Origin of the sequence: Pseudoroseicyclus tamaricis, assembly GCF_012070395.1 — a bacterium.
In the GTDB taxonomy this organism is placed as follows: domain Bacteria; phylum Pseudomonadota; class Alphaproteobacteria; order Rhodobacterales; family Rhodobacteraceae; genus Pseudoroseicyclus_A; species Pseudoroseicyclus_A tamaricis.
On the sequence record NZ_JAAFYS010000002.1, the window covers coordinates 278,835 to 297,374 of the forward strand.

The window sequence follows — 18,540 nt, forward strand, 5'->3', positions numbered from 1 at the left end:
GGCGAAAGGCATGACTCAGGCGAGCATGACCATCGGGTTCTCGAGGTTCTCGACGATGGCCTTCAGCAGCTCCGCCCCCAGCGCGCCGTCGATGACGCGGTGATCGACGGAGAGCGTGACGCTCATCACCGTGGCGACCGTCAGCTCACCATCCGCGCCGACCACCGGCTTCTTCACCCCGGCGCCGACCGCGAGGATCGCACCATGCGGCGGGTTGATGACAGCGTCGAAGTTGTCGATGCCGTACATGCCGAGGTTGGAGACGGCGAAGCTGCCGCCCTGGTACTCGTGCGGGGCGAGCTTCTTGTCGCGGGCCCGGGTGGCGAGATCCTTCATCTCCGCCGAGAGGGCGGAGAGCGACTTCTGGTGCGCGTCCTTCAGGACGGGCGTGAAGAGCCCGCCCTCGACGGCGACAGCCACGGCGACGTCGGAGGGGGTGAGCTGCAGGATGCGGTCACCGGCCCAGACGGCATTGGCCTTCGGCACCTGCTGGAGGGCGAGGGCGCAGGCCTTGATGATGAAGTCGTTGACGGAGAGCTTGACGCCCCGGCCTTCCAGCTGGGCGTTGAGCTGGCTGCGGAATTTCATCAGCGCGTCGAGCTTGATGTCCCGCCGCAGGTAGAAGTGCGGGATGGTCTGCTTCGCCTCGGTCAGACGCTGCGCGATGGTGCGGCGCATCCCGTCGAGCTTGATCTCCTGCGTCTCGCGGCCCTCGTACATCTTGAGGATCGCATCGGAGCTCGCACCGGCCGGAGCCGCGGGGGCGACGGGCGCCTTGTCGGCGGCCTTGCCCTCGGGCTTGGGCGCCTCGGAGGCAGGGGCGGCGGCCTTGCCGGGCTCGGCATTCTCGACATCCGCCTTGACGATGCGGCCGCGGGGACCGGAGCCCTTGATCTGGGAGAGGTCGAGGCCCTTGTCGGCGGCGATGCGGCGGGCGAGGGGGGAGGCGAAGATGCGCTCGCCGTCGTTGGCGCTGTCCTTCTGCGCGGGGGCGGCCTGCTCGCCGCTCCCTTGCGGGGGCGTCTCGCTCTTCACGGCGCCGTCCTTCTGGCTGCCGTCGCGGCCATAGCCCTCTGCGGGGTCGGCGGCGTCCTGCTTGTCTTCGGGCGGCGTCTCCTTCGGCGCGGAGGAGGTCTCGCCGATATCGTCGGCGCTCTCGCCCTCCGCGAGGAGCACGGCGATGGGCTGGTTGACCTTCACGCCCTCGGAGCCTTCGGAGACCAGGATCTTGCCGATCACGCCTTCATCGACGGCCTCGAACTCCATCGTGGCCTTGTCGGTTTCGATCTCCGCCAGAAGGTCGCCGGAGGAGACGGTGTCGCCCTCCTTGACGAGCCACTTGGCGAGCGTGCCTTCCTCCATCGTGGGGGAGAGAGCGGGCATCAGGATTTCGGTGGGCATCAATCGACCTCCTCGACCAGCACGCGCCCCCAGGGCTCGTGGACGAAACCGCCGTTCATCTTGGCGGTGTAGGCTTGCAGGATTTGCGGCAGGTGCGCCTCGATCCAGGCGAGGCGATCCCCGACGGGCTCGCCTGCCTCGGCATCGATCAGCGCGTCGGGGATGACGATACGATAGCGCTCGCCGACATCCTCGCCGCGGATGACATGGGCCTCGCGGGCCGCATCGTAGATCACGTCATTCGGCATCAGCGGTAGGTCACGTCGTGGACGGCCTTGATAACCTCGTCGGCGGTGATCAGCGCCAGCTTCTCGAGGTTCGCCGCGTAGGGCATCGGAACGTCTTTCCCGGTGCAGGAGATGACCGGCGCGTCGAGGTAGTCGAAGGCCTGCTGCATGATCTGGCTGCCGATGTAGGAGCCGACGGAGGGCTGGGGCCAGCCTTCCTCCACCGTCACGCAGCGGTTGGTCTTCTTGACGCTCTCCAGCACCGTGGGAAGATCCATCGGGCGGAGGGTGCGCAGGTCGATCACCTCGGCGTCGATGCCGTCTTCTGCCAGCTTTTCAGCGGCTTCGAGCGCGTATTGCATCCCGATGCCGAAGCTGACGATTGTGACGTCGGAGCCCTCGCGAGCGATGCGGGCCTTGCCGAAGGGGACGGTGAAATCGTCCATCACCGGCACGTCGAAGCTGCGGCCGTAGAGGATCTCGTTCTCGAGGAAGATCACCGGGTTCGGGTCACGGATCGCGCTCTTCAGCAGCCCCTTGGCGTCGGCGGCGGTATAGGGGATCGCCACCTTGAGGCCGGGGATCTGCATGTACCAGGCCGAGTAATCCTGGCTGTGCTGGGCGGCCACACGGGCGGCGGCGCCGTTGGGGCCGCGGAAGACGATGGGGCAGCCCATCTGCCCGCCGGACATGTAGAGCGTCTTGGCGGCGGAGTTCACGATCTGGTCCATCGCCTGCATGGCGAAGTTGAAGGTCATGAACTCGACGATGGGTTTCAGCCCCCCGAAGGCCGCGCCGACGCCGATGCCGGCGAAGCCATGCTCGGTGATCGGCGTGTCGATCACGCGCTTGGCGCCGAACTCGTCGAGCAGGCCTTGGGTGATCTTGTAGGCGCCCTGGTACTCGGCAACCTCCTCACCCATGACGAAGACGTTCTCGTCGCCGCGCATCTCTTCGGCCATCGCGTCGCGTAGGGCCTCGCGCACGGTGGTGGACTTCACCTCCGTCCCCTCGGGCCAGTCGGGGGAGCGGTCGGGCTTGGCCGGCTGGGCGGCGGGAGACGCGGCGACGGGCGCGTCGGTGGGGACCTCGGCGTCTTCCTTCGTCTCTTCCTTGACCTCGGTCTTGACCTCTTCGCCGCCGGAGGAGCTGGCGGTGTCGATATCGTCGGCGCTCTCGCCCTCTTCGAGGAGGACGGCGATGGCGGTGTTCACCTTTACGCCCTCGGTGCCTTCCTCGATGAGGATCTTGCCGATGGTGCCTTCATCGACGGCCTCGAACTCCATCGTGGCCTTGTCCGTCTCGATCTCGGCGAGGATGTCACCGGAAGAGACGGTGTCGCCCTCCTTGACCATCCACTTGGCCAGCGTGCCCTCCTCCATCGTCGGGGAGAGGGCGGGCATCAGAATCTCGGTCGCCATTTAAACCGCCTCCCCCTGCGGGATGTCCTTGGAATAGATGTCCGTCCACAGCTCGTCGAGCTCCGGCTCGGGGCTGTCCTTCGCGAATTCGGCGGACTCGTTGATGATGTCCTTGATCTCCTTGTCCACCGCTTTCAGATCCTCCTCGGAGGCGTGCTTGCCGGTTAGCAGCAGCTGGCGGACATTCTCGATCGGGTCGCGCTCTTCGCGCATCTTCTGCACCTCGTCGCGGGTGCGGTATTTCGCAGGGTCGGACATGGAGTGGCCGCGGTAGCGATAGGTCTTCATCTCGAGGATGTAGGGGCCGTTGCCTCCGCGGCAGTACTCGACCGCCTTCTTGCCGGCGGCCTGCACGGCGAGCACGTCCATCCCGTCGACCTCTTCTCCTTCGATGCCGTAGGCGGCACCGCGCTGCCAGTAGGTCGGCGACTTGGTGGAGCGCTTGGTGGAGGTGCCCATGGCGTACTGGTTGTTCTCGATCACGAAGACGACGGGCAGGTCCCAGAGCTCGGCCATGTTGTAGGTCTCGTAGACCTGGCCCTGGTTGGCTGCGCCGTCGCCGAAATAGACGAAGGTGACGCGGTCGTTGCCGAGATACTTGTCGGCGAGCGCGAGGCCGGCGCCGATCGGCACCTGGGCCGCGACGATGCCGTGGCCGCCGTAGAAATGCTTCTCGCGGCTGAACATGTGCATGCTGCCGCCCTTGCCCTTGGAATAGCCGCCCTCGCGGCCCGTGAGCTCGGCCATGACACCCTTCGGGTCCATCCCGCAGGCGAGCATGTGGCCGTGGTCACGGTAGCTGGTGACCCGCTTGTCCCCCTCTTCGGCGGCGGCCTCGAGGCCGACGACCACGGCCTCCTGGCCGATGTAGAGGTGACAGAAGCCGCCGATGAGGCCCATGCCGTAGAGCTGGCCGGCCTTTTCCTCGAAGCGGCGGATGAGAAGCATCTCGCGGTAGTGGTGCAATAGCTCCTCGGCGGAGACGTTGGGCTTGGCCGCGGCCTTGCGTGTCGCCATGAGACCTCCTCGGGCGTGCGGGGCGTAGTTAAGATAGTTTAACGTTGAACAATAGACTAGCAGAGCTGAAAGCGGGCTGCATCCCCCAAAAGAGCTAGGCTGCCATGCACCCCCGGCAACCGGGAACCTCGCCCGCCCGGCGCCTCTTCACAAGGCATGCAGACACAGATTCTCCTCTCCCTCCTCGCCGCCGGCCTCTTCTCCGCTGTGCACCTCGCCGCGCCGGCGCTCTACCGGCTGGGGCACGTGCCGCGGGCGTGGTGGGTCTCCGCCGCCGGGGGCGTGGCGGTGGCTTACGTCTTCCTGCACCTGATCCCCGATCTCGCGTCGCACGAGGAAGCGCTGATGGAGGCGGAGAGCCGGGGAGAGCTCGTCTACGTGCTGGCGCTCGCCGGGCTCGCCGCCTTTTACGGGCTGGAGCGGCGGGTGCGCCGGGCGCGGCCGGAGGGCGGGGCCGATCCGGCGAGCCGGGATGCGGCCTTCTGGATCCATATCGGCTCCTTCAGCCTCTACAACATGCTGATTGGCTATCTGCTGCTGCACCGGGAGGAGGATACCCTGTCCTCCCTGCTGATGTATGTCGGCGCCATCGGGCTGCACTTCGTCACCGCCGATATCGGCCTGCGGCACGATCACCGGCGGCTCTACGACGGCGTCGGCCGCTGGCTGCTGGTCGGCGGGGTGCTGGCCGGGGCGCTGCTGGGGCTGGTGGCGGAGCTGCCCGAGCAGGCGATCATCGCGCTCTCCTCCTTCCTCGCCGGGGGGATCGTGCTCAACACGCTGAAGGAGGAGCTGCCGGAGAACCGCGAGAGCCGCTTCGCCCCCTTCGCGCTCGGCGCCGCCGGCTACGGAGCGATCCTGCTGCTGCTCTCGTCAGGCTGATGGCCTCGAGATCGACCGGCGCTTGACCGGCGGCGCGCGGGGGAGGATAGGGGCGCCATGGCTCTGTGGTATCGCCTCACGCTGCTTCTCGCCGCGGTCGCCTTCGCGGCCGCGAGCCTCGGCGCGGCGGAGCGCATGGCGCCGGAGGATCCGGCGCTGGCCGCCTACGTGGCGGCCGGGGGCGACCTCGCCGATATCTGCGGCGACGTCTCCGGCGGCCATGCCAGCCATTGCCCCATCTGCCACGGCCTGCCCGATGCCCCCGGCTGCCGTTTCGACCCCGCCGAGCGGCGGGTCGCGCTGCTGCCGCTTTGGCCGGGCGCCATGGCCGAGCTCGGCCTCGCGCCGCAGCGGGGCCACCCGAACCTCTCCGCCCGGGCGCCTCCGGCCCGCGCCTGACCGGACCTTTTCCCATTCCAGCCGGCCGGCTCCGCCCGGCCCGTTCCAGACCTATCGCATCGCGCGCGGGCAAGGCCCCTGCGGTGCACCTAGGGAGGCTCACATGCCCAACGTCACCCGCTCTTCGGCGGCCCTCGTCGCCCTGATTCTCGGCCTCGCCAGCCAGGCCAGCGCCCATGTCACCCTCGCGCTGCCCGAAGCCCCCGCCGGCAGCCCCTACATGGCCACCTTCCGCGTGCCGCATGGCTGCGAGGGCGCCGCCACCGACACGCTGCGCGTGACGCTGCCCGAAGGCTTCTATGCCGCGAAACCCATGCCTAAGGCCGGCTGGTCGCTGGAGATCGTCTCCGGCGCCTACGAGGAAAGCTTCTCCAACCACGGCACCGAGATGACCGAAGGGCCGCGGCAGATCGTCTGGTCCGGCGGGCAGCTGGAGGATGCGTGGTACGACGAGTTCACCGTGCGGGGCACCATCGGCCCCAGCGTTGAGCCCGGCACCGTCCTCTCCTTCGAGGCCGTGCAGACCTGCGGCGATGCCGTCGAGGAGTGGACGGGCGAGATGGCCCCCTCCGTCACCGTAACCCCGGCGACGGCCGGTGACGGCCATGGAGACCATGCGGAGGCCGCGGGCGAGTGGCAGGCGGGCGATCTGACGCTCACCGGCGCCTTCTCACGCGCGACGCTGCCGAACGCACCCGTGGGCGGCGGCTTCCTGACCATTGCTAATGACGGGGCGGAGGATGACCGGCTGGTCGCGGCCGCCTCTCCTGTCGCCGGGCGGACCGAGATCCACGAGATGCTCATGGACGGCGACGTGATGCGCATGCGCGAGCTGGAGGACGGCCTGCCCATCCCGGCGGGAGAGAGCGTGTCGCTGGAGCCGGGGGGCATTCACCTCATGCTCATGGAGCTGGGCGACCCTCTCGTCGAGGGCACGCAGGTGCCGATGACGCTGACCTTCCAGCAGGCCGGCGAGGTGGAGATCCTGCTCGACGTCGGCGCCATCAATGCCCGGACCGCTGGCGGTGACATGGATCACTCAGGCATGGACCACGGCGACATGGATCACGCACACAGCGATGAGGAGGCCACGGAATGACCACGCGCACGTTGAACATCCTGCTCTGGGCGGCTGTGGCGGTGGCCCTGCTCGCCGGCGGCAGCGCCTGGTACCTGCTGAGCCGGGGGAGCGATCTGCCGGTGGCCGGCACTCTCGGACAGGGCGATTACGCCCTGACAACCACCGACGGCGCCCCCTTCACGGAGGAGGTGCTCGCCTCCGGCCAGCCCTCCGCCGTGTTCTTCGGCTTCACCCATTGCCCGGATGTCTGCCCGACGACGCTCGGCGACATCCTCACCTGGCAGGAGGAGCTGGGCGACGAGGCGGAGGACCTGCGGGTCTACTTCGTCACCGTCGATCCCGAGCGGGACGACCCGGAGGTGCTGGGCGACTACGTCTCCTGGGTGCCGGGCGTCGCCGGCGTCACCGGCCCGCGCGCGGAGATCGACAAGGCCACCCGCGCCTTCGGCGTCTACGCCTCTCGCGTGCCGCTGGAGGGCGGCGACTACACGATGGACCACTCCGCCTACGTGCTGCTCTTCGACGGGAACGGCAACTTCGTGGAGCCGATCACCTACCAGGAGCCGCTGGAGAGCGCGCTGCGCAAGCTGCGCCGGGCCATCGGGGCCTGAGGGGAGACGGGCCTGAGGGAAAACCGGGCGGCGGCGGGTCAGCCGCCGCTGCCGCTCCGGGCCGCCTTTTCCGCGCGCCATTCTGCCAGCGGGAAGAGGCGGTCGTAGGCCCAGTTGAAGGCCAGCGCGTATAGCAGGTAGAAGGCGGCGAAGGAGATATCCATCAGGAACGCCTGCCAGAGCGAGATGCCGAGGTACCAGGCGATGAAGGGCATCAGCACCGCCAGCAGGCCGATCTCGAAGAGGATGGCATGGGCGACGCGCAGGCGCCCCGTCTTCAGTGTCGTGCCGCTCCGCCGTTTCATGATCCGGTCGAAGACCTCGTTGAACACCACGTTCCAGCCCATGGCGATTAGCGCGCTGACGATGCCGACGACGCCGATCTCGTGCATCGGCTGATCGAAGGCGAGGGCGCCGAGCGGCACCACAAGGATCAGGGCGATGATCTCGAAGCTCAGGGCGTGACGCAGCCGGTCGAGGGGCGTGCGCATGGCAACCTCCAAAGGGGGTGGCCGGGCCGTCCCGGCGGAATGCGAAAGGTGAGGCCGTTCTCGGGGGCGGGCTATCGCAGCTTCGCGGGGGCCGGGCAAGGGCGGCCCGTCAAAGGCAGTCTGGGGCGAGGCGTCAGCGGATGATGATCTCGTCGTTACGGATCAGGCCGAGCACGTCGCGGGCCTGCTGGTCGAGCAGGTCGAGATCGAGATAGCTGTCGGAGAGGCGGCGGGTGAGGTTCTCCATCCGCGCCACCTCGGCGGTGAGCTCGTCCAGCTCGGTGCGCAGGCTGCGCTCCTCCGCCTCGACTTCCGCGCGGCGGAAGAGGCCGTAGTCCCCCTGCACGGCGGCGAACATGAAGTAGGCGCCGAGGAGGACCATCGCGGAGATGTAGAAAAGGGGCGCCAGCGGCGGGCGGCTCATGCGGACCATGTCTGCTCGTCTCGATCGGGCGCCTCTTGGCGGGCGCGGGTGGAGGCAGCATCGCAGACGGGGCGCGGAGGGCAAGGGGGCAGGGGTGCCGCAGGCGCGGGCGCGGCGGATTTGCCATAGGGGAAGGCATCGAACCGGGCTGCATCAGGGCGCCGTTTCACTTGGCTCGAGCTAATCCCCCGCCCGGTGCGCGCCAAAGGCGCAGGGCGAGCGCCTGCCCGTCCCGCGGGCTGGCGCTCTGGTGAAGCTTGGTGCCTCGCTCAGGGCGGGGAGGGGTTTGGCGGGCATAAAGCGCTTTAGCGGGGCCGTTGCAGCGCCACCCCCCGGGCAGGCGCTTGCCCTGCGCCTGCGGACGGAGTGCGGGCTGAGAGGGGAAGGTGGGTTGGAAACCCGGCCTATGGGGGGCGTCGATGCCGGGCGCCGTTGCACCCGGCTCGAGCTTTGTCCCCCGCCCGGTACGCGCCAAAGGCGCAGGGCGAGCGCCTGCCCGTCCCGGCGGGCTGGCGCTCTGGTGAGGCCTGGTGCTCCGCTCGGTGCGGGGAGGGGCGTGGCTGGCATAAAGTGCGCCGCAGGACCGTAGTGGCGCCACCCCACGGGCAGACGCTCGCCCTGCGCCGGCGAGGGGGCGCCCGGCGCAGTGGGGGAAGGTGGGTTGAAACCCACCCTACGAGCACCGCTTTGGCTGGCAGGGGCGGGGGAGGACCCCGCCCCACGGCCGTCAGTCGTTGCCGAGGTAGATGTCGACCATCTGGTCGAGGAGGCGCATGGCCTCGTCGCGGGGGCGCTGGAAGCAGTTGCGGCCGATGATGGAGCCGTTGCCGCCGCCGTCGCGGATGGCGCGCGCATCGTCGAGCACCGAATCGCCGCCCTTCTTGGCGCCGCCCGAGAAGATGATGATCCGCCGGCCGTTGAAGGCCGACTTCACGCAGTCCGCCACGCGCGCGGCCTGGGTGGAGATGTCGATGCCCTCGTCCTCGTAGACGGCCTTGGCCGCCCCGAGCTCCAGGTGGTCCGTCGAGAGCTTCACTTTGATGATGTGCGCCCCGAGCATCGCCGCGATGTGGGTCGCGTAGGCACCGATGTCGATTGCCGTCTCGCCGTCCTTGGAGATGGCCTCGCCGCGGGGGTAGGACCAGATGACCGTCGCGATCCCGACCGACGCCGCCTCGCGGCGCATCTCAGCGATCTCCTCGAACATGCCGAGCGCCATGTCGGAGCCGGGATAGATGGTGAAGCCGATGGCCGCGCAGCCGAGGCGGAGCGCGTCGTCCACCGTCGCCGTGATCGCCTGATCCTTGCCGGCGGTGCCGGACATCAGCGAGTTGGCGGAGTTCACCTTCAGGATCGTCGGGATCTGCCCGGCGAAGGTGTCCGCCCCCGCCTCCAGCGGCCCGAGCGGGGCGGCATAGGCCGAGAGCCCGGCGTCGATGGCCAGCTGGTAGTGGTAATGCGGGTCATAGGCCGGCGGGTTGGGGGCGAAGGAGCGGGCGGGCCCGTGCTCGAACCCCTGGTCCACCGGCAGGATGATCAGCTTGCCGGTGCCGCCGAGCCGCCCCTGCATCAGGATCCGGGCGAGGTTGCCCTTCACGCCGGGGGTCTCCCCCTCGTACTTGGCCAGGATATCTCGCACGATCTGGGTCATCGCCATCAGGTCAGTCCTCCTTGTTGCAACAAGGGGATAGAGGGCCGGGCGGGGCGGTTCAATTATGTTAACGCCACCAGCCCCCCGGCCATCTGCAGATGGCTCAGCCGAGCGCCGCCACACCGGGCAGAGCCTTGCCCTCCATCCATTCGAGGAAGGCCCCGCCGGCGGTGGAGACGTAGGTGAACTCCTCCGCCGCCCCCGCCTGATTGAGCGCCGAGACGGTGTCGCCCCCGCCGGCGACGGAGACGAGCCCGTCGTTCACAGTCAGCTTGCCGGCGATCTGCGCCGCCGACTTGGTGGCGCTGTCGAAGGGCGGGATCTCGAAGGCGCCGAGCGGGCCGTTCCAGATCAGCGTCTGCGAGCGGCCGAGGGCGGTGGCGATGGCGGCGACGGCGATGGGGCCGGCGTCGAGGATCATCATGTCATCGGGGACGGAATCGGCATGGACGATCTTGCTCGGCGCGTTGGCCTTGAACTCCGTCGCCACGACGACGTCCTCCGGCAGGAGGATCTTGCAGCCGGTCGTCTCCGCCTTGGCCATGATCTCCCGCGCCGTGCCGAGAAGATCGTGCTCGCAGAGCGACTTGCCGACGCCGTGCCCCTTCGCCGCGAGGAAGGTGTTGGCCATGCCGCCGCCGATGACCAGCGTGTCGACCTTCGCGACGAGGTTGAGCAGCAGGTCGAGCTTGGTGGAGACCTTGGCGCCCCCCACCAGCGCCATCACCGGGCGCGCCGGGTTGCCGAGCGCCTTCTCCAGCGCCGTCAGCTCTTCGGCCATCAGCCGGCCGGCGCAGGCGGGGAGCAGGCGGGCCAGCGCCTCGGTGGAGGCGTGGGCTCGGTGGGCTGCCGAGAAGGCGTCATTGCAGTAGACATCGCCCAACTTGGCCATCTGCTGCGCCAGCTCGGGATCGTTTTTCTCCTCTCCCGCATGGAACCGGGTGTTCTCCAGCAGAAGCACCTCGCCGTCGCGCAGCTCGGCCGCGGCTTTCTCCGCCTCCGGCCCCACGCAATCGGGGGCGAAGCGCACCTGCACGCCGAGCGCCTTCTCCAGCACCGGGCGGACGCGCTTCAGCGACATCTCCTCCACCACCTTGCCCTTGGGGCGCCCGTAGTGTGCGAGGAGGATCGGTTTGCCGCCCCGCGCCAGAATATCCTTCACCGTCGGGACGATACGGTCGATCCGCGTCGTGTCCGTCACCCGGCCGTCCTCCATCGGGACGTTGATGTCCACGCGCGTCAGCACGCGCTTGCCCTTGAGATCCATGTCGTCAAGCGATGTCCATGCCATGCCGGCCTCCCGCATTCGTGTCTGCCTTGTGGTGGCCCCCCCCGCTGATGGCGTCAAGCGCGCCTTGGCATTCGGGGCCATCCCGCATAGCGTCCGCGCCGAATGAGAGAGGAGTGGCCCATGGCCGATTTCAAGGACCCCGAGAACACCATCCTGATGGAGCTGAAGGGCGGCGTGGTCGCCATCGAGCTGCTGCCGGATGTGGCGCCGCAGCACGTGGCGCGCATGAAGGAGCTGGCCCGCGCCGGCGCCTATGACAACGTCGCCTTCCACCGCGTGATCGAGGGCTTCATGGCGCAGACGGGCGATGTCGCCCATGGCAACATGGAGAAGGACTTCAACATCAACATGGCCGGCCGCGGCGGCTCCGACCTGCCCGACCTGCCGGCGGAATTCTCCGGCGTGCCGCATGATCGCGGCACCCTCGGCGCGGCGCGCTCTGCCAGCCCCGACAGCGCCAACTCGCAGTTCTTCATCAACTTTTCCGACAACCACTTCCTCAACCGGCAGTACACCGTCTACGGCCGCGTCATCGAGGGGATGGAGCATGTCGATGCCATCACCCGGGGCGAGCCGCCTGCCAGCCCCGACCGCATGATCTCCGTCAAGGTGGCCGCAGATGCGTAACCTCGTTCTCTCCTCCATCCTGGCGCTCGCCGCCTCTCCCGCGCTGGCCGTCGGCCTCGACATCGACGTCGAGGGCGAAGCGAATGGCACTATCCATATCGAGCTCTTCGAGGATACCGCCCCCGCCCATGTCGAGCGTCTGACGATGCTGGCCGAGCAGGGCGCCTATGACGACGTGGTCTTCCACCGCGTCATCGAGGGCTTCATGGCGCAGACGGGTGACGTCGAGTACGGGCGCATGGGCGGCGACATGTCGATGGCCGGCATGGGCGGCTCGGACATGGCCGACCTGCCCGCCGAGTTCTCCGACGAGCGCAGCTTCCAGCGCGGCACCGTCGGCATGGCCCGCAGCCAGAGCCCGGACAGCGCCAATTCGCAGTTCTTCATCATGTTCGAACCGGCGCCGCATCTCGACGGGCAGTACACCATCGTCGGCGAGGTGACGGAGGGTCTGGATGTGCTCGACGCCATCAAGCGCGGCGAGGGGCCGAACGGCGCCGTCATCGGCCAGCCGGACGTCATGGCGGACGTGACGGTCACCGAGTGACGATGGCCTGAGCAAAGGGCACCGCCGCGTGAAGAAGGATCACATCGACACCTTCGGCGCGGCGGCGCTCATCGGCTTCTCGCTGCTCCTGGCGGTCAACCAGGTGGTGACGAAGCTGACCTACACGGGCATCCAGCCGGTATTCTTCGCCGGCATCCGCTCGCTCGGCGCGGCGCTCTGCATCTGGGCGTTCTTTCGCCTGCGGGGGAGGCCCATCGCGCTGGGGAGGGGGCGCGTTGCGTGGGCTGGGGCGATCTGCGGCGTCGTCTTCGCGGTCGAGTTCCTCGCGCTCTTCCTGGCGCTGGATCTGACGAACGTCACCCGCACCTCGATCCTCTTCTATTCCATGCCGGTCTGGACGCTGCTGGCTGGCCATTTCATCCTGCGGACCGAGCGCATCTCCGGCTCCGCCGCGCTGGGGCTGCTCGCCGCGATGGCGGGCGTGGCGCTGGCGCTGGCCGAGCGCGGCGGGCAGGCGGCGAGCCTCGCCGGGGATCTCTGCGCCGTTGGCGCCGGCATGGGCTGGGCGGCGACGCTGCTGATCGCCAAGCACTCGGCCCTCCGCGAGCTGCGCCCCGAGGGGCAGCTTTTATGGCAGGTGGCCGTTTCCGCGCCGATCCTGCTGCTGCTGGCGCCGCTCTTCGGCCCGCTGATCCGGGACTTCGCGCCGATCCACCTCGCCGGGATCGGCTTTCAGATCGTCGTGGTGGTGAGCTTCGGCTTCATCTTCTGGCTCTGGCTGCTCTCCATCTACCCCGCGGGCGGGGTGGCGAGTTTCTCCTTCCTTGCGCCGGTCTTCTCCGTCGGGCTGGGATGGCTGGTGCTGGGCGAGAGGCTCACCTGGCGGCTCTTCGCGGCGCTGGCGCTGGTGGCGCTCGGGATCGTGCTGATCAACCGGCGCAGGCCCGTGCCGCCGCCGGACGCCTAGGGCGGAAACCATATGGTTTCCGCCTTCGATTTCCATATGGAAATCGGCACCTAGAGTCGGGCGAGGCGCTCCGTCAGCAGCTCGAAGAACCCGTCCGCATCGACGTCACCGAGGAAGAGCGCGTTCTTCTTGCGATCCGTCACGCCCCACCAGTCGGCGACGGTCATGCCGCGGGTCAGCTCGCTGAGGGTCTCGATCTCCACGTTGACCTCGCGGCCGGAGAAGAGCTCGGGCTTCAGCAGCCAGGCGATCACGCAAGGGTCATGCAGCGGCGCGCCGGCGGAGCCGTATTTGGCCACGTCGAACCGCTCGAAGAAGTCTGTCCAGGCCGCCACCGTCTCGCCGACCTTGCCGAGCCCCCGGAAGCGGTCGATCCGCGCCTTCGTTGTCAGCACCTTGTGGGTGACATCGAGCGGCAGCACGGTGATCGGGATGCCGGAGGCGAAGACCGCCGCCGCCGCCTCGGGATCGACATAGATGTTGAACTCGGCGGCGGGCGTGATGTTGCCCACCTCGAAATAGGCGCCGCCCATCAGCACGATGGCGGCGATCTTTTGGGCGATGTCAGGGGCGCGCTCGAGCGCGGTGCCGATGTTGGTGAGAGGGCCGAGGGGGCAGAGCGTGATCTCCCCCGGCGCGGCCCGCACCGCCTCGATGATGGCATCGACGGCGTGGCCCTCGGCGAGCGGCATCCGCGGCTCGACGATCTCCACCCCGTCGAGGCCGGTGCCGCCATGCACATGCTCGGCGGTGAGGAGGGGGCGGGACATCGGCGCGTCGCAGCCGGCATGGACGGGGACGTCGGGTCGCCCGGCCAGTTCGCAGACGATGCGGGCGTTGCGCTGGGTCAGGGCGAGCGGGACGTTGCCGGCGACGGCGGTGATGGCGACCACCTCCAGCTCCGGCGAGGCGAGGGCGAGGAGGATGGCGACGGCGTCGTCCTGGCCCGGGTCTGTGTCGATGATGATCTTGCGTGCCATGGGGCCTCCTGCGCTTCGGGCGGGAGGTAACCAGAGCGGCGCGGGGATGGCCAGCGGGTCGGGGCGAAGAGGGCAGGGGCTGTGGGCGCCTTGTCGGCCTCAACCTGGCGCGGTGCTCTCACACCGGCCCGTAGGGTGGCGCTGCAACGGTGTTGCGGCGCGCTTTATGCCAGCCGCGCCCCTCTCCAGCCCCCCCGCTAAGCACCAAGCTCAGCCAGAGCGCCAGCCCGCCGGGACGGGCCGGCGCTCGCGCGGCGCCTGCGGCTTGATTCCGCGCGGGGGAAGGAGCGGGGACCTTGGTCTCCGGAGCCCTCGCCCCGAGCGAGCCCCGTAGGGTGGGTTTCCAACCCACCTTCCCCGGACCGCCACAAGCGATGGCCTCGCAAGCCGGCCCGTGGGGTGGCGCCGCCACATGGCCTCCGAAGCGCTTTATGCCGGCCAAGTCCCTCCCCGCCCCGAGCGAAACACCAAGCTCAGCCAGAGCGCCAGCCCGCCGGGACGGGCCGGCGCTCGCGCGGCGGCCTGCGGCCTTGATTCCGCGCGAGGGGGAAGAGTGGCGGCGTGGGGCGAGGGGCAGACTGAGTGGACCCGCCCAAGGAAGCAGGGCCCATCGGAAGACCAGCGGGCGAGCCCCGACGGTCCCTTGCCCCCTCCGCCCCTCAGCCCTGACCGCGCGCCAACGCAGCCACGCCGGTGCGGGCCAGCTCCTTCAGGCCGAGGGGGCGCATGAGCTCGGCGAAGGCGTCGATCTTCTCCGGCGTCCCGGTCACCTCGAACACGAAGCTCTCCAGCGTCGAATCCACCACGTTGGCGCGGAAGATCTCCGCCAGCCGCAGCGCCTCGATCCGCTTGTCGCCGCTGCCGCGCACCTTGAAGAGCGCCAGCTCGCGCTCGACGGACTGCGCCTCGACCGTCAGGTCGATCACCTCCTGCACCGGCACGATCCGGCCCAGCTGGGCCTTGATCTGCTCGACGATGTGATCGGTGCCCGAGGTGACGATGGTGATGCGCGAGGTATGCCCCTCGTGATCCACCTCGGCGACCGTCAGGCTGTCGATGTTATAGCCGCGGCCGGAGAAGAGCCCGATGACCCGGGCGAGGACGCCCGGCACGTTCTCCACCAGCACCGCCAGCGTGTGCTTCTGGATCGTCTCGTCCGACGTATCGCGAAGGTTGTAGACGGAGTGGCTGGAGGAGCCTTTTTCAATCTTGAGGGCGTTCATGCAGTCGGACCTTTGGTGCGAGTATCCGCCCCGGCCAGTGGGCTCGGGGCTGTGAGGGTCATCCGGGCGTCGGGACAAGGCGTGGGCGGGGGAGCCGGGCGCGCCCCCCCTCAGGAGCGCGTGCCCGGCCCGCCCCGTCACACCAGCGCGCCGCCTTCGACGAAGGCATCCTTCTCGGCGGCGAGGAGCATCTCGTTATGCGCCTTGCCGGAAGGGATCATGGGGAAGCAGTTCTCGTGCTTCTCCACCAGGCAGTCGAAGACCACCGGCCCGTCGTGATTGATCATCTCCATGATCGCGTCGTCGAGATCCGCCGGATCCTTGCACTGGATGCCCTTAGCGCCGAAGGCCTCTGCCAGCTTCACGAAATCGGGCAGCGATTCCGACCAGCTGTGCGAGTAGCGCTCGCCGTGCAGCAGCTCCTGCCACTGGCGGACCATGCCGAGCCGCTCGTTGTTGAGGATGAACTGCTTCACCGGCGCGCGGAACTGCATGGCGGTCCCCAGCTCCTGCATGTTCATCAGCCAGCTCGCCTCGCCGGCGACGTTGATGACGAGGCTCTCGGGGTGGGCCACCTGCACGCCGATGGAGGCGGGGAAGCCGTAGCCCATGGTGCCGAGGCCGCCGGAGGTCATCCAGCGGTTCGGCGCCTCGAAGCCGAGGAACTGCGCGGCCCACATCTGGTGCTGGCCGACCTCGGTGGTGATGTAGCGGTCACGATCCTTCGTCAGCGCCTCGAGCCGCTGCAGGGCGTATTGCGGTTTGATGACCGAGGTGGAGTTCTCGTAGGTCAGGCAGTCCGAGCGCTTCCACGCCTCGATCTGCCGCCACCAGCCGGCCAGCCCGTCGCGCGAGGTCTTGCGGCCGCGCGACTTCCAGATCGTCAGCAGATCCTCCAGCACGTGGGCGACATCGCCGATGATCGGGATGTCGACGCGGATGATCTTGTTGATCGAGGAGGCGTCGATATCGATATGGGCCTTCAGCGAGCCGGGGGAGAAGGCATCGGTGCGCCCCGTGATCCGGTCGTCGAAGCGGGCGCCGATGCAGATCATCAGGTCGCACCCGTGCATGGCCATGTTGGCCTCGTAGAGCCCGTGCATCCCCAGCATCCCCAGCCAGTGCTTGCCGGAGGCGGGGTAGGCGCCGAGGCCCATCAGCGTCGACGTGATGGGGAAGCCGGTCGAATCCACCAGCTCGCGCAGCAGCTGGCTCGCCTGGGGGCCGGAGTTGATGACCCCGCCGCCGGTATAGAAGACCGGCCGCTCGGCCGCCTCCATCGCCGCGACGAGCGTCTCGATCGCCTCGCGGTCCCCCTTCACCTTGGGCTGGTAACGGGGGCGCAGGTCCTCGCGCCCCGTGTAGGTGCCGGTGGCGAACTGCACGTCCTTGGGGATGTCGATCAGCACCGGGCCGGGGCGGCCGTGGGTGGCGACGTGGAAGCCCTCGTGGATGGTCTTCGCCAGCGTCTCGGGCGTCTTCACCAGGTAATTGTGCTTGGTGCAGGGCCGCGTGATGCCGACCGTGTCGGCCTCCTGGAAGCCGTCGGTGCCGATCATGAAGGTGGCGACCTGGCCGGAGAGGACGATGATCGGGATCGAATCCATCAGCGCGTCCGTCAGCCCGGTCACAGCGTTCGTGGCGCCGGGGCCGGAGGTGACGAGGGCGACCCCGGGCTTGCCGGTGGAGCGGGCATAGCCCTCGGCGGCATGCACAGCGGCCTGCTCGTGGCGGACGAGGATGTGGCGGATGTCGTTCTGCTGGAAGATCTCGTCATAGATGGGCAGAACGGCGCCCCCCGGATAGCCGAATACGGTGTCGACGCCCTGATCCCTCAGCGCTTCGACGACCATTCTGGCTCCGGTCATTTCCCTAGACATGTGCCTCGTCCTTTTCTCGGGCTGTCGCATCGTTCGGTCTGGATAACGTGGTTATGGAAACAAAAAACCCCCGGCGGGGACCGGGGGCGCATGGGATCGGATCTGGGCGTGCCTTTACGGCCCCATGCGCCTTTCTCCGATAAGTACGACGATCGACATCAAACTCTCCAGACTTCTGAGGGGACCATAGGAGCGGGATTCGGGGCGGTCAACCGCAAAAGACGACATATTCGGCATACCGGCGGCCTGCGGGCGCAACTTTCTATAATCTGAAGCTGCCTTCCCGCAAGTTTCCGCCGCCAGGGCCTCTCTCACCCCTTCGCGGTCGCCCGCCCGGCGGCGAGCGGCACCACCGCGACGAGGAGGGTGAGCATCCAGAACGCCGCCGGCAGCGACGTGGCATGGGAGACGAAGCCGATGGCCGCCGGCCCGAGGAGGACGCCGGCATAGCCCGCCGTCGTCACCGCGGCGACGGCGAGGCCGGAGGGCATCGACGTCTGCCGCCCGGCGAGGGAGAAGACGACGGGCACCAGATTCGCGGCACCGAGGCCGATCAGCACGAAGCCGAGGAAGGCCACCGCCGGCCACGGCGCGAGGAGGAGCAGCGCCAGCCCGCCCATGGCGACGAGCCCGCCGCCGATCAGCACCTTGCGCTGGCCCAGCGCCGCGACGACCCGGTCTCCCGTCAGGCGGCCCGCCGTCATCGCGAGGTTGAAGAGCATGAAGCCCAGCCCCGCCCGCTCGACGGAGGCGATGCCCCGCTCGACGGAGAGGAGCGCGCCCCAGTCGAGCATGGCGCCCTCGACGAGGAACATGATGGCCGCCAGCAGCGCCAGCAGCAGCACCAGCCCGCGCGGCAGCGCGAAGGGCAGGGGCTCGCCCCCCTCGGCCCGGATCAGCCGCGGCGCGGCAAGTGCCATGGCGGCGAGGGTGAGCAGGCCCCCGGCGACGAGGCAGAAGGTCGGGCCGGCGCCGAGCGCGAGCAGGCCGGTGACGCCGCCGGCACCGACGAAGCCGCCGACCGAGAACAGGGCGTGAAAGCCCGACATGAGCGGCACGTCGGCGCGCTTCTCCACCTCGACCGCATGGACGTTCATCGACACGTCGAGCGTGCCGAGCGAGGCGCCGAGCAGGAAGATGACGACGCCGAGGAGCAGCGCCGTCGGCGCCAGCGCGAGGAGCGGCAGCATCAGGGCAAGGCCGAAGCCGCCGAGCAGGATCATCGGGCGCGCCCCGTGCCGGGCGGAGACCCAGCCGGTGATCGGCATGGCGATGACAGAGCCGATGCCGAGGCAGAGGAGCAGGAGGCCCAGCTCCGCTTCGCTGGCGCCGATCCGCTCCTTGGCGAAGGGGATGATGGGCGCCCAGCACGCCATGGCGAAGCCGCCGGCGAAGAAGGAGAGGCGCGTTGCGAGGCGCGGGCCGGCTGTCCCGTCTGCGATGTCGGTCATGTCTGTCT

At 68.8% G+C, this 18,540-nt stretch carries 19 protein-coding genes; 7 read left to right on the forward strand and 12 right to left on the reverse strand.

Annotated features, from left to right (window positions below; genetic code table 11):
- Nucleotides 1–15: 15 nt before the first annotated feature.
- From GY170_RS07690 to pdhA, 4 genes are read right to left on the reverse strand one after another with little or no spacing between them, the layout of a single operon-like run.
- Nucleotides 16–1,401, reverse strand: coding sequence for a pyruvate dehydrogenase complex dihydrolipoamide acetyltransferase (locus tag GY170_RS07690; RefSeq protein ID WP_163891720.1), 1,386 nt, complete (start codon nucleotides 1,399–1,401; stop codon nucleotides 16–18).
- Complete coding sequence (locus tag GY170_RS07695) at nucleotides 1,401–1,649, reverse strand: hypothetical protein (RefSeq protein ID WP_163891722.1); 249 nt, start codon at nucleotides 1,647–1,649, stop codon at nucleotides 1,401–1,403. The genes GY170_RS07690 and GY170_RS07695 overlap by 1 nt, the downstream gene beginning before the upstream one ends.
- Entirely contained in the window at nucleotides 1,649–3,049 is a 1,401-nt protein-coding gene (locus GY170_RS07700; RefSeq protein ID WP_163891724.1) for a pyruvate dehydrogenase complex E1 component subunit beta, read from the reverse strand. The genes GY170_RS07695 and GY170_RS07700 overlap by 1 nt, the downstream gene beginning before the upstream one ends.
- Nucleotides 3,050–4,066, reverse strand: coding sequence for a pyruvate dehydrogenase (acetyl-transferring) E1 component subunit alpha (gene pdhA, locus GY170_RS07705; RefSeq protein ID WP_163891727.1), 1,017 nt, complete (start codon nucleotides 4,064–4,066; stop codon nucleotides 3,050–3,052). It abuts the gene before it with no gap.
- A gap of 156 nt (nucleotides 4,067–4,222) precedes the next feature.
- Here pdhA and GY170_RS18465 point away from each other — a divergent pair, with 156 nt between their 5' ends.
- The 4 genes from GY170_RS18465 to GY170_RS07725 all read left to right on the forward strand — a co-directional run bounded on the left by GY170_RS18465 (nucleotide 4,223) and on the right by GY170_RS07725 (nucleotide 7,039).
- Complete coding sequence (locus GY170_RS18465; protein WP_163891730.1) at nucleotides 4,223–4,948, forward strand: hypothetical protein; 726 nt, start codon at nucleotides 4,223–4,225, stop codon at nucleotides 4,946–4,948.
- A gap of 57 nt (nucleotides 4,949–5,005) precedes the next feature.
- A complete protein-coding gene (locus GY170_RS07715; protein WP_163891733.1) occupies nucleotides 5,006–5,347 on the forward strand; it encodes a hypothetical protein in 342 nt (113 codons plus the stop codon).
- 103 nt (nucleotides 5,348–5,450) lie between these two features.
- A complete protein-coding gene (locus GY170_RS07720; protein ID WP_163891735.1) occupies nucleotides 5,451–6,446 on the forward strand; it encodes a copper chaperone PCu(A)C domain-containing protein in 996 nt (331 codons plus the stop codon).
- Nucleotides 6,443–7,039, forward strand: a complete 597-nt coding sequence (locus GY170_RS07725) for an SCO family protein (protein WP_163891740.1) — start codon at nucleotides 6,443–6,445, stop codon at nucleotides 7,037–7,039. The genes GY170_RS07720 and GY170_RS07725 overlap by 4 nt, the downstream gene beginning before the upstream one ends.
- A gap of 38 nt (nucleotides 7,040–7,077) precedes the next feature.
- Here GY170_RS07725 and GY170_RS07730 read toward each other — a convergent pair whose 3' ends face one another.
- From GY170_RS07730 to GY170_RS07745, 4 genes are all read right to left on the reverse strand, one after another.
- Complete coding sequence (locus tag GY170_RS07730) at nucleotides 7,078–7,530, reverse strand: PACE efflux transporter (protein WP_163891744.1); 453 nt, start codon at nucleotides 7,528–7,530, stop codon at nucleotides 7,078–7,080.
- A gap of 133 nt (nucleotides 7,531–7,663) precedes the next feature.
- Nucleotides 7,664–7,963 carry an FtsB family cell division protein gene (locus GY170_RS07735; RefSeq protein ID WP_163891747.1) on the reverse strand — a complete coding sequence of 100 codons (300 nt, stop codon included), beginning with the start codon at nucleotides 7,961–7,963 and terminating at the stop codon, nucleotides 7,664–7,666.
- Nucleotides 7,964–8,681: 718 nt separating this feature from the next.
- A complete protein-coding gene (locus GY170_RS07740) occupies nucleotides 8,682–9,611 on the reverse strand; it encodes a class I fructose-bisphosphate aldolase (protein ID WP_163891750.1) in 930 nt (309 codons plus the stop codon).
- A gap of 97 nt (nucleotides 9,612–9,708) precedes the next feature.
- Nucleotides 9,709–10,896, reverse strand: a complete 1,188-nt coding sequence (locus tag GY170_RS07745; protein WP_163891754.1) for a phosphoglycerate kinase — start codon at nucleotides 10,894–10,896, stop codon at nucleotides 9,709–9,711.
- A 120-nt stretch (nucleotides 10,897–11,016) separates the two neighbouring features.
- Between GY170_RS07745 and GY170_RS07750 the strand changes: the two genes are divergently transcribed.
- From GY170_RS07750 to GY170_RS07760, 3 genes are read left to right on the forward strand one after another with little or no spacing between them, the layout of a single operon-like run.
- On the forward strand, nucleotides 11,017–11,523 hold the full coding sequence (locus tag GY170_RS07750; protein WP_163891756.1) for a peptidylprolyl isomerase: 507 nt from the start codon (nucleotides 11,017–11,019) through the stop codon (nucleotides 11,521–11,523).
- Nucleotides 11,516–12,070: a peptidylprolyl isomerase gene (locus GY170_RS07755; RefSeq protein ID WP_163891759.1), complete on the forward strand. Its 555-nt coding sequence runs from the start codon at nucleotides 11,516–11,518 to the stop codon at nucleotides 12,068–12,070. The genes GY170_RS07750 and GY170_RS07755 overlap by 8 nt, the downstream gene beginning before the upstream one ends.
- Before the next feature lie 28 nt (nucleotides 12,071–12,098).
- Entirely contained in the window at nucleotides 12,099–12,998 is a 900-nt protein-coding gene (locus tag GY170_RS07760) for a DMT family transporter (RefSeq protein WP_163891762.1), read from the forward strand.
- A gap of 50 nt (nucleotides 12,999–13,048) precedes the next feature.
- On the opposite strand, the gene GY170_RS07765 is transcribed toward GY170_RS07760, so the two are convergent.
- From GY170_RS07765 to GY170_RS07780, 4 genes are all read right to left on the reverse strand, one after another.
- Nucleotides 13,049–13,978, reverse strand: a complete 930-nt coding sequence (locus tag GY170_RS07765) for a nucleoside hydrolase (protein WP_163891764.1) — start codon at nucleotides 13,976–13,978, stop codon at nucleotides 13,049–13,051.
- A gap of 659 nt (nucleotides 13,979–14,637) precedes the next feature.
- Nucleotides 14,638–15,201 (reverse strand): acetolactate synthase small subunit, encoded by a 564-nt coding sequence (ilvN, locus tag GY170_RS07770; RefSeq protein WP_163891767.1) that lies wholly within the window; start codon nucleotides 15,199–15,201, stop codon nucleotides 14,638–14,640.
- A gap of 137 nt (nucleotides 15,202–15,338) precedes the next feature.
- Complete coding sequence (locus tag GY170_RS07775) at nucleotides 15,339–17,081, reverse strand: acetolactate synthase 3 large subunit (protein WP_163891770.1); 1,743 nt, start codon at nucleotides 17,079–17,081, stop codon at nucleotides 15,339–15,341.
- A 311-nt stretch (nucleotides 17,082–17,392) separates the two neighbouring features.
- On the reverse strand, nucleotides 17,393–18,532 hold the full coding sequence (locus tag GY170_RS07780) for an MFS transporter (RefSeq protein WP_163891773.1): 1,140 nt from the start codon (nucleotides 18,530–18,532) through the stop codon (nucleotides 17,393–17,395).
- Nucleotides 18,533–18,540: the final 8 nt, after the last annotated feature.

Bases quoted from the DNA above. Each gene is read 5' to 3' on its own strand.
- GY170_RS07720 (WP_163891735.1), top strand. From the start codon at position 5,451: ATGCCCAACGTCACCCGCTCTTCGGCGGCCCTCGTCGCCCTGATTCTC.
- GY170_RS07735 (WP_163891747.1), bottom strand. From the start codon at position 7,963: ATGGTCCGCATGAGCCGCCCGCCGCTGGCGCCCCTTTTCTACATCTCC.
- GY170_RS07740 (WP_163891750.1), bottom strand. From the start codon at position 9,611: ATGGCGATGACCCAGATCGTGCGAGATATCCTGGCCAAGTACGAGGGG.
- pdhA (WP_163891727.1), bottom strand. From the start codon at position 4,066: ATGGCGACACGCAAGGCCGCGGCCAAGCCCAACGTCTCCGCCGAGGAG.
- ilvN (WP_163891767.1), bottom strand. From the start codon at position 15,201: ATGAACGCCCTCAAGATTGAAAAAGGCTCCTCCAGCCACTCCGTCTAC.
- GY170_RS07780 (WP_163891773.1), bottom strand. From the start codon at position 18,532: ATGACCGACATCGCAGACGGGACAGCCGGCCCGCGCCTCGCAACGCGC.
- GY170_RS07765 (WP_163891764.1), bottom strand. From the start codon at position 13,978: ATGGCACGCAAGATCATCATCGACACAGACCCGGGCCAGGACGACGCC.
- GY170_RS07775 (WP_163891770.1), bottom strand. From the start codon at position 17,081: ATGTCTAGGGAAATGACCGGAGCCAGAATGGTCGTCGAAGCGCTGAGG.
- GY170_RS07745 (WP_163891754.1), bottom strand. From the start codon at position 10,896: ATGGCATGGACATCGCTTGACGACATGGATCTCAAGGGCAAGCGCGTG.
- GY170_RS07695 (WP_163891722.1), bottom strand. From the start codon at position 1,649: ATGCCGAATGACGTGATCTACGATGCGGCCCGCGAGGCCCATGTCATC.
- GY170_RS18465 (WP_163891730.1), top strand. From the start codon at position 4,223: ATGCAGACACAGATTCTCCTCTCCCTCCTCGCCGCCGGCCTCTTCTCC.
- GY170_RS07750 (WP_163891756.1), top strand. From the start codon at position 11,017: ATGGCCGATTTCAAGGACCCCGAGAACACCATCCTGATGGAGCTGAAG.
- GY170_RS07700 (WP_163891724.1), bottom strand. From the start codon at position 3,049: ATGGCGACCGAGATTCTGATGCCCGCCCTCTCCCCGACGATGGAGGAG.
- GY170_RS07715 (WP_163891733.1), top strand. From the start codon at position 5,006: ATGGCTCTGTGGTATCGCCTCACGCTGCTTCTCGCCGCGGTCGCCTTC.
- GY170_RS07725 (WP_163891740.1), top strand. From the start codon at position 6,443: ATGACCACGCGCACGTTGAACATCCTGCTCTGGGCGGCTGTGGCGGTG.
- GY170_RS07755 (WP_163891759.1), top strand. From the start codon at position 11,516: ATGCGTAACCTCGTTCTCTCCTCCATCCTGGCGCTCGCCGCCTCTCCC.
- GY170_RS07730 (WP_163891744.1), bottom strand. From the start codon at position 7,530: ATGCGCACGCCCCTCGACCGGCTGCGTCACGCCCTGAGCTTCGAGATC.
- GY170_RS07690 (WP_163891720.1), bottom strand. From the start codon at position 1,401: ATGCCCACCGAAATCCTGATGCCCGCTCTCTCCCCCACGATGGAGGAA.